This window comes from Vibrio sp. 10N.261.51.F11, assembly GCF_041471665.1.
In the GTDB taxonomy this organism is placed as follows: Bacteria; Pseudomonadota; Gammaproteobacteria; order Enterobacterales; family Vibrionaceae; genus Vibrio; species Vibrio crassostreae_C.
The window spans coordinates 1-494 of sequence record NZ_JBFROW010000027.1 but is presented as its reverse complement, the minus strand read 5'-3'; the positions used below and the strand labels follow the sequence as shown (position 1 = coordinate 494).

Annotated in this window: 1 protein-coding gene; it reads right to left on the bottom strand. The window is 49.2% G+C overall.

What is annotated here, in order from left to right; all coding sequences use genetic code 11:
• The coding region (locus tag AB4351_RS09615) for a tandem-95 repeat protein (protein ID WP_372125758.1) at positions 1-494 on the bottom strand (494 nt) is incomplete at both ends.

Below are 494 nucleotides of genomic sequence, written 5' to 3'. Positions count from 1 at the left end.
GACACAGGCGCATCATCAACGGCAGTCACACTTACATCGATGTTCGCAGAGACCGTATCGGTTCCGTCTGACACATCGAAGCCGAAGTTTACGTCACCATTGAAGTTTTCATTTGGCGCAAAGGTGTACGTGCCGTTACCGTTGTCGGTAAGGATACCGTCGCCACCATCGTAGGTCACACCTTCAACAGTTAGGTTGTCACCTTCAATGTCTGTCGCGCCTGTAAGCAGATCCGCGTCTGTGAACAGTAAAGTACCGTCTTCTTCAACACTGAATTGCTGATCTTGAGGAACTGGCAGGTCATTGATTGGGTTAACGGTTAAATCGGCTGAAGCTTGAACGGTATTGGTGCCATCTGAGATATCGAAGCTGATATCGATGTCACCGTTGAAGTTTTCATCTGGCGTAATCGTGAAACTGCCGTCATCGTTTTGAGTAACGGTTGCATCACCGTCGACCGTTAAGCCGCTAGCAGTAAGGTCATCGCCCTCTAC